The sequence below is a fragment of the Sphingobium sp. RC1 genome (assembly GCF_059738765.1).
Map to the genome: position 1 here is coordinate 413373 of NZ_AP027309.1, position 8263 is coordinate 421635.

Genomic DNA, 8263 nt, shown 5'->3' on the forward strand with positions numbered 1-8263 from the left:
CCTTAGCGCGGCAGGCCGAGCATGCGCTCGGCGATGATGTTGCGCTGGATCTCGTTCGACCCGGCATAGATGGGTCCTGCGAGCGCGAAGATATAGTCGTCGATCCAATCGACGGGGTTCGCGCCGGGCGCTTCGTGGGTGAGTTCGGCCTGGGCCCCGAGGATCGCCAAGGCGGTCTGCGTCAGATGAATGTCGAGTTCAGACCAGAAGATCTTGTTGGTCGAGGCTTCGGGACCGATCTTCGTGCCCGCCATCAGCCGCGAGGCGGTCTGGTAGATGTTGAGCGCATAGGCGTCGGCATTCATGTGCGCGCGCACGACATCGGCTTCGAGCGCGGGGTCGGCCGTTTCCTTGTTGGCGGTCCAGAGTTCCCGCGAGCTTCTTCGCCGCCACCTGATAGCGGGCGGGTGAGCGCAGCATCAGGCCACGCTCGAACCCGGCGGTCGCCATGCAGATATGCCAGCCCTGGCCCCTCGTCGCCGAGGCGGTTGAAGGCGGGGACGCGGACATTTTCAAGGAAGATCTCGGCAAAGCCGACATGGCCGTTGATCTTCTTGATCGCATTGACCGTCACGCCCGGCGCGTCGAGCGGGAAGAAGATGAGGCTCATCCCCTTGTGGCGCTCGGAGCCCGGCTCGCGGAACAGGCCGAACGCCCAGTCGGCGAAGACCGCGCGGCTCGACCAGATTTTGTGGCCGTTGAGGATGTATTCGTCGCCGTCTCGCGTTGCGGTGGCGCGCACGCCTGCCAGATCGGACCCGGCCATCGGTTCGGACCAGGCCTGCGCCCAGATTTCCTCGCCTGACGCCATCTTGGGCAGGAAGCGCTGCTTCTGCTCATGGGTGCCGAATTCGATGAGCGTCGGCCCCAGTAGGAAAATGCCATTCTGGTTGACGCGGCCTGGGGCTCCGGCGCGATAATATTCTTCCTCGAAGATCAGCCACTGGATGAGGTCGAGACGCGCGGCCGCCATATTCCTTTGGCCAGGTCACCATACCCCAGTCGCCCGACTTCAGCGTCTTTTCCCATTGCCGGTGCGCCTCGAAGCCTTCGCGGGTCGCGTCGAAATGCTCCAGCGATCCCTGCGGCACATGGGCTTCCAGCCAGTTGCGCACCTCGGCGCGGAACGCCTGCTGTTCGGGGGTATAGGTCAAGTCCATCAGAATTTCGCCGCGCCCTTGTTGTCGACGAAGGCGTCGCGCGCCTTCTGGCTGTCTTCATGCATATACATTTCGAGCGTGAAGCCCTGCTCGATCCGGTAATGGGCCGAGGGGTCGGTGGGCTCGATCAGGTTCAAGGCCTGCTTGGCGATGACCAGCGCGGCGCGGCTCTTGGACGCGATGACTTCGCAGAAGGCGTAAGCCTCGTCCTTCAGATTTTCGAGCGGCACGACCTTGTGCACCGAGCCATGACGATGCGCGTCCTCGACCGAAATACGGCCCCCGGTGAAGAAGTTGGCGCGCACCATCTGCACGGGCAGCATGCGGCTCATGAAGGCCGCGCCGCCCATCGCGCCGCGATCGATCTCGGGCAGCGAGAAATAGGCGCCCTCGGCCGCGATCAGCGCGTCGCAGGCGCCTGCGATATTGACGCCGCCGCCAATGACGAAGCCGTGGAGCGCGCCGACCACCGGGATCGCGCATTCGCGGATCGCCTTGAAGGTCAGGTAATTATCCTTGTTCAATTTGGCGATGCGTTCGGGATGCGCCGCCATCTCCTTGATATCGACGCCGCCGCAAAAGCCCTTGCCCTCGGCCCGGATCAGGATGCAGCGCACATCCTCGTTGGCGGCCGCTTCGTAAACCAGCGCGGGGATCGATTCCCAGCCCTTGGTGTCGAAGGCGTTGACCGGCGGATGGTCGAACAGGATTTCGGCGATCTTGTCCTTGATCGTGAGCGTAATCGGCATTGTTCTTCCTCTCCTCAGGCCGCGCTTGCGGCCTCGCGGCCCAGTGCGGCCAGCGCGTTCAGCCGCTCATGCGCCTCGCTGACGATGCGGTCGACCAGCTCCTGGCAGCTGGGTATTTCATCAATGCGTCCGCCGACCACGCCGGTCGCCATCACGCCATGTTCGATGTCGCCCTCGACCACCGCCTTCTGGATCAGCATCGGCATGGTCGCGGCCATCATCGCCTGTTTGAGCGGCACCTGACCATGGCCGGTCATGCCCTTGGCCGACTTGATCATGTCGATCCAGCTCGCCCCGCTCAGCTTCTTCATCGCCGCGCTCGCTTCCAGCGCGCGCAGCCACATGGCGAGCTTTCCGGACTTTTCGATCTTGTCCATCAGCTTGGTGCGCACCATCCGCTGCGGGATGCCGTCAAGCTTGGTGGTGACGACGATGCGGTCGGTCGAGGCTTTCAGATATTCCGCCTTGGCGCTGTCGGGCACCGGGCTTTCCTTGGTCAAAAGGAAGCGCGTGCCCATGGCGATGCCGACCGCGCCATAGGCGAGCGCTGCGGCGAGGCCGCGCCCGTCGGCAAAGCCGCCGCTCGCGATCACCGGCACGTTGACGGCGTCCAATACCTGGGGGAGCAGCACGGTGGTGGGCACCGAGCCCGTATGCCCGCCGCCTTCGCCGCCCTGCACATTGACCATGTCGACGCCCAGCTCCACCATCTTCTGCGCATGCTTGACCGCGCCGACGGTCGGGATGCAGAGGATCCCTGCATCCTTGAAGCGGCCGATCATCTTGGCATTGGGACCACGCCCGAAGCTGACCGCGCGCACCTGATCCTTGTTGGCGAGGATCAGCTCGACGATTTGGTCTGCGCCGGGCTGAAAGCTGTGGAAATTGACGCCGAAAGGCTTGTCGGTGCCATTGCGGACAGCCAGGATCTTCTCGCGCGCTTCGTCCGGCGTCATCACCGCTGCGCCCAAAAAGCCGAACGCGCCTGCATTGCTCGACCCGATGACGAGGCTGGGTTCCGCCACCCATCCCATCGCGGTCTGGATGATCGGCCAGCGGCAGCCAAGCCGCTCGGTCAGCACCGTATGCAGCGGATCGCCCATCATTCGCTCGCCTGCTTCTTATTCGCCTCGGCCATCTTCTTGGCGTCGAGGCCCGCGATCGAGCTGCCCTGGACGAGGTCATTCTGGGCATGGGCGAAATGGTGCATATGATATTGCGCTTCCATCGCGTTGCGCTTGCCCATCAGCTCCTCGACATGGTTGATCGCCTGCTTGGTCAGCCAGTTGCCAAGGCGGGGTTGCGCCACGAGCTTGGCGGCCATCGCCGCCACCGTCTCGCGCAGCGCCTCGCGGGTCACGATCTTGTTGACCATGCCGAACTGCTCGGCCCGCTGCGCGCTCATTCGCTCGCCCAGCAGCAGGAATTCCTTGGCGATGCGCGGGGGGAGCTCATAGGCGTGGGCGAAATATTCGACGCCCGGAATGCCCATGCGGTTGACCGGGTCCTGGAAGAAGGCGTCGTCGGTGGCGACGATCAGGTCGCATACCCAGGCGAGCATCAGCCCGCCCGCGACGCACGCCCCCTGCACCATGGCAATGGTGGGCTTGGGCGTATCGCGCCAGCGCCGGCACATGCCGACATATTGTTCCTTCTCGCGGGTGTAGAGCAGTTCCGCGGCAGGTTTGTTGACATGACCCGGCACCATCAGCCGGTTCTCGAAATGCCTGTGCACGTCGCGGCCCGGCGTGCCGATGTCATGCCCGGCCGAGAAATGCTTGCCGTTGCCGCCCAGCACGATGCAGCGGACGTCATCGTCGTTCGTCGCCTTGATGAAGGCGTCGTCGAGCGCGTAGGTCATCTGGCCGTTCTGGGCATTGTTGAAGCCCGGACGGTTCATCATGATCCATGCGACATGGTCGATCACCTCATAGGTGACCGGCTCGTCGGTCTCGTAAACAATGTCGACCTGCTGCGGTTCGACCAGGCGATCAACTTCATTCATGTCAGGCTGCCCTTCTGTCTCCGGCCGGATTGTCCTTGAACACGGTGGCGCGGACATTGTTGGGGTCGATCTTCGCGATCAGGTCCAGTTGCTCAGGCGTAGGTGCAGGGGTGGTGGGAATTTCACCCTCAACCTTGGCAAGCGGGAAGCCGGTATTGTCCTGCACTTCCTCGAAGGTGACGCCCGGATGCAGCGAGATCACGCGGATCTGGTGATCGGGGCCGCCAAAGTCCATCACGCACAGATTGGTGATGATCTGGCGCAGGTCCAGGCCCTGGGGCGGAGCGCCATTGCGATAGCGCGCCGGGTTGTAGCCCGCCATGCAGACGAAATCGACCTCGCCTTCGACGAACGCCCGCTTGTTGTGGCTGGCAAAGAAGAAGCTGTTGGGATGGCTGATCGAATTGCCCGGAAAGCCGCGCGCGCCGAGCATCGCGGCCTTGGGCTTCTTATGGTCGCCGATCACCGAGATGTTCGCCTGGCCGAAACGGTCGATCTGCACCGGGCCGACCAGTGCGTGGCGGCGGCCGCTCCACAGGGCGGAGAAGACGCGGTCATAATTGGCGATGCCTTCAAATTCCGGTTCGGCGGTGCGTTTGCCGGGGCCGACGGGTTCGCTGGTATAGAAGCATTCGCCGTCGGTGGTCTGGATCGCGGGGGCAAAGCTCAGCTTGGCAAGGCCTGCGCCGATGCGGGGCAGGGGGCCGATGCCGGTCGCCATCACCTCGCCATCACTGCGCCACACCTCGGCGCAGGCGGCGATGACGAGTTCAGCGAGCGAATAGCTGTTCTGGGTCATGGGTCTCTCGCTTAGTAAATAGGAACGGGGAGCTGCTTGACGGCGTCTTCGCCGCCGATCGCTGCCTGATAATCGGCTTCGGACACATCGATGAACTTCGCCTTATACTCGGCCCAGGCTTCGGGCGAGGCGGCGCTTTCGACATAGGTCTTGATGTGCTTGAGATCGAGCTGATAGTCGGGATCGGCGCTTGCGGGATGCGCGCCCAGCGGCGCCTCTGCCACGCCGGTGATCATCGCCCGCTCGACCAGATTGTAGCGGCTGTTCTTCTGCATATCGAGCTCGCCGGTCGGCACGATCTTCTCGACCGTGGCGTAGCTCTTGCCGCAGCGCGCACCAGCAGTTCGTCGAACAGCGCGTCCTTGCTGAGCGTCAGCAAATTGCCGCGCTCGTCGGAACGATGGGCATGGATGAGGGCAATGTCGGGCACCAGCGCTGGCATGGCGACGAATTCCTCGCCATCGGCATAGGGGCTCTTCACAAATTTGAAGTCGAAGCCGTCTTGCGTGATGATGTCGGTGCCGATGCCGACGCGCGTCGGCAGGAAGGGCAGCTTCATCGCGCCTGCGCGCAGGCCCCAATGATACATGCCCTCGTCAAGCTCGAGCACTTCAAAGGCGCCCGCCTGGCGGGCGTTGCGGAAATGGGGCTCGAGCGGATAATGGTCGAGGCTGGCAAAGGCGAAGACGAGCTTTTTGATCTTGCCGGTCGCGGCGAGCAGGCCGATGTCCATGCCGCCATAGCCCGCCATGACGGTCAGGTCCTTCAGGTTCGAGCGGGCGATGGCGCGGATCAGCGCCATGGGCTTGCGGCGGGTGGCCCATCCACCGATGCCGATGGTCATCCCGTCGGAAATCTGGTCGACGATGTCGTCCACCGTCATGCGCTTGTCGAGCATAGTGTCAGTCATCCTTTTGCGTCAGTCCTGCAGGGCTTGCCCTGCAAATAGTCCTACCAGTTAATCTTGCTCATGAGCCCATTTATGGCCCCAGTCGCTTACCGAAAGGCTGGTGGTGGGCACCCATGTGTCCGGGTCTATTACCAGGCCATTCCAGCCATATTCGATGTCAAAGCCGCCTGGTGTCTGCATGTAGAAAGAGGTCATCTTGTCATTGACATGACGGCCCAGCGTTGCCGAGAGGGGCACCTTGCCCTTGCTCTTCAAGACCCGGTCATAGGCGCGGCCGACATCCTCCAGGGAGCCGACCTCCAGCATCATGTGCACCGCGCCATTGGGGCTTTCGGGCAGCTGCCCCAGCGCCAGGCTGTGGTGGCGCGGGTTGCAGTGCAGGAAGGCAAAGCCGATGCCCGGGTCGTCAGGCCCGCCACCCATCAGATAGAAGCGGCCAAGGTCGGTGTCGCCAAAACCCATCACGCTTTTATAGAAAGCATGGGTTTCCTCGAAATTGGGGGCGGTCAGCACGACATGGCCCATCCCCATGTCGCCATCCGCGCCATGGGGGCTGCCGGTCACGAAGCGGCTGACGCCTGCGGGCGAGGTGAAGGGGGCATAGTCGACGAAGCGGCCGTAGAAGAGCTCCATGGGATTGCCTGCCGGGTCCGACGAGCGGGCCAGTTCATAGACCTGACGGCCACGCGCTTCCATGACGCCTGCGCGTTCCACCGGGCGGCCTGCCGCCTCGAGCCTTTCCAGCAGCGATTCGAACGCCTCGCGATTCGCGCATTCCCAGCCTGGCGCCACGAACCGGTCGGCCGCGCCCTTCTCCACCCACAGGCGGTAGGGCCGGTCGTCCATGCGGAACAGCGCGACATCGTCATTGGGGGAGGGGGCGGCCATGAGGCCTGCGATATTGCAGGCAAAATCCTGCCAGGATCCCAGGTCCTGCGCCTCGATCACCACATAGCCCAGCGATATCACTGCCATTTCCGCCGCCTCGCCCTTCTTCCTGTCTGCCGACCATATTCCCGCAGAGCGTTTCAAAATGGCCTCCCCCATCCGCATATGGCAAGCACTGCCGCATGTTTTGCGCTTATATGGGGAGGCGCAATCTGCGCGCTCAACGAGCTTATGGCAATTCGTTCCAGATCCGCCTATAAGCATCGACCCAAATGCGCAAGCCCTGTTTGCCTTGACAGTTTGCGTAATAGCAATTTACATAAACTACGCATATAGCAAATTTGAAGAAGAGTCGCCTACAATGGAGAAGATCATGACCGGGGCAGTAGCAAGCCGACCCATTGACGAGGCGAATGCCGGGATAGCTTCGCCCGAAAGCCTGATTGCCAAAGCCAAGGCGATGATCCCGACGCTGCGGGAACGCGCGCGCGCCTGCACGATCGCCCATGACGTGCCCCCCGAGACCGTTGCCGAGATGAAGGCGGCAGGCTTCTTCCGCGTGCTCCAGCCCAAGCGCTATGGCGGCTATGAGATGCACCCAATGTCTTCTTCGAAATCCAGAAGGCGCTCGCCGAAGGCTGCATGTCGACAGGCTGGATCTACGGCGTGCTGGGCTGCCACCCCTATGAACTCGCCCTCTTCCATGACGAGGCGCAGAAGGAAGTGTGGGGCGATAATCCCGACATGCTCGTCTCCTCCACCTATCAGCCGGTCGGCAAGGTGGAAAAGGTCGATGGCGGCTTTTACCTGTCGGGCCGCTGGGGCTTCTCGTCGGGCTCCTCGCATTGCGGTTGGGTGCTCTTGGGCGCGATCAATTTCGACACCGATGGCGGCCCGCCCGACATGCGCACCTTCCTGTTGCCGCGCTCCGACTATCAGGTGATCGAAGGCACCTGGGATACGTTCGGTCTCCAGGGCACCGGCAGCTTCGACATCGTGGTCGAGCGCGTCTTCGTGCCCGAACATCGCACCCACAAGGCGAGCGACGGCTTTGCCGGCACCAATCCGGGTCAGGAAACCAACACAGCGCCCCTCTACCGCATCCCCTGGGCGCAGCTCTTCATCCGCTCGGTCTCCAGCGCCGCCTTCGGCGGTATCCGCGCCGCCACCTCGGCCGCGATGGAGATCATGGCAAGCCGCGTTTCGACCAACACCGGCAAGGCGTCCAAGGCCGACCCCAATCTCCACGCCGCCATCGCCCGCGCGATCGCCGAGACCAATGAGATGGAGCTGACCCACAGGACCACCTTCAACGAACGATGGACTATGCTGGCCGCAATGAGCCCGTCCCGATGGAAAATCGCGCGCTCTTTGCCTACCAGTCCGCCAATGTCGTGCGCCGCATGGCGGAACTGGCCGACGGCATGGTCAAGCTCTTGGGCGGCCGGGCGGTCTACATGTCGAGCCCGATCCTCCAGCCCTGGCTCGACCTCCACGCCGCGCGCGCCCATGTCGCCAACGACCCGGCCAACCGCACCAGCGACGTCATCGGCACGATGAACGGCGAACCGCCCGCCTTCACCTTTATCTAGCGTCTTGCGCTGGAGCGCGCGCCGCGCGCTCCAGCCTTGCCGTCACGTTCAGCGGGACTGGAAAACCAGCTCCCCCTCAGGCAAGACCCAGGGCCAAGCTTTTCGCATGATGCCCCAAAGGAACGATCCCCATGGCCAGTGAAGTGACCCGCAAGAGCTA

The 8263-nt window shown here is 63.2% G+C and carries 8 protein-coding genes and 2 pseudogenes; 1 reads left to right on the plus strand and 9 read right to left on the minus strand.

Going from position 1 to position 8263, the window contains the following annotated elements; genetic code table 11:
• Nucleotides 1–2: 2 nt before the first annotated feature.
• The 9 genes and pseudogenes from AC6JBC_RS18150 to AC6JBC_RS18190 form a co-directional block, all read right to left on the minus strand.
• Nucleotides 3–1160 (minus strand): annotated as a pseudogene (locus AC6JBC_RS18150) (acyl-CoA dehydrogenase).
• Nucleotides 1160–1909, minus strand: coding sequence for an enoyl-CoA hydratase family protein (locus AC6JBC_RS18155; protein ID WP_498026122.1), 750 nt, complete (start codon nucleotides 1907–1909; stop codon nucleotides 1160–1162). Before AC6JBC_RS18155 ends, AC6JBC_RS18150 begins: the two are co-directional and overlap by 1 nt.
• Before the next feature lie 14 nt (nucleotides 1910–1923).
• Nucleotides 1924–3012 carry an NAD(P)H-dependent flavin oxidoreductase gene (locus AC6JBC_RS18160; protein ID WP_498026506.1) on the minus strand — a complete coding sequence of 363 codons (1089 nt, stop codon included), beginning with the start codon at nucleotides 3010–3012 and terminating at the stop codon, nucleotides 1924–1926.
• Complete coding sequence (locus AC6JBC_RS18165; protein WP_498026503.1) at nucleotides 3012–3914, minus strand: enoyl-CoA hydratase; 903 nt, start codon at nucleotides 3912–3914, stop codon at nucleotides 3012–3014. Before AC6JBC_RS18165 ends, AC6JBC_RS18160 begins: the two co-directional genes overlap by 1 nt.
• A gap of 1 nt (nucleotide 3915) precedes the next feature.
• Nucleotides 3916–4713 carry a CoA-transferase subunit beta gene (locus AC6JBC_RS18170; RefSeq protein WP_498026124.1) on the minus strand — a complete coding sequence of 266 codons (798 nt, stop codon included), beginning with the start codon at nucleotides 4711–4713 and terminating at the stop codon, nucleotides 3916–3918.
• A gap of 11 nt (nucleotides 4714–4724) precedes the next feature.
• Nucleotides 4725–5623 (minus strand): annotated as a pseudogene (locus AC6JBC_RS18175) (CoA transferase subunit A).
• Between the two features lie 48 nt (nucleotides 5624–5671).
• A complete protein-coding gene (locus AC6JBC_RS18180; RefSeq protein WP_498026126.1) occupies nucleotides 5672–6655 on the minus strand; it encodes a VOC family protein in 984 nt (327 codons plus the stop codon).
• Between the two features lie 441 nt (nucleotides 6656–7096).
• Nucleotides 7097–7537 carry a hypothetical protein gene (locus AC6JBC_RS18185; protein ID WP_498026523.1) on the minus strand — a complete coding sequence of 147 codons (441 nt, stop codon included), beginning with the start codon at nucleotides 7535–7537 and terminating at the stop codon, nucleotides 7097–7099.
• Between the two features lie 68 nt (nucleotides 7538–7605).
• Nucleotides 7606–7824: a hypothetical protein gene (locus tag AC6JBC_RS18190; protein WP_498026522.1), complete on the minus strand. Its 219-nt coding sequence runs from the start codon at nucleotides 7822–7824 to the stop codon at nucleotides 7606–7608.
• A 39-nt stretch (nucleotides 7825–7863) separates the two neighbouring features.
• Between AC6JBC_RS18190 and AC6JBC_RS18195 the strand changes: the two genes are divergently transcribed.
• Nucleotides 7864–8103 carry a hypothetical protein gene (locus AC6JBC_RS18195; protein WP_498026849.1) on the plus strand — a complete coding sequence of 80 codons (240 nt, stop codon included), beginning with the start codon at nucleotides 7864–7866 and terminating at the stop codon, nucleotides 8101–8103.
• Nucleotides 8104–8263 lie beyond the last annotated feature (160 nt).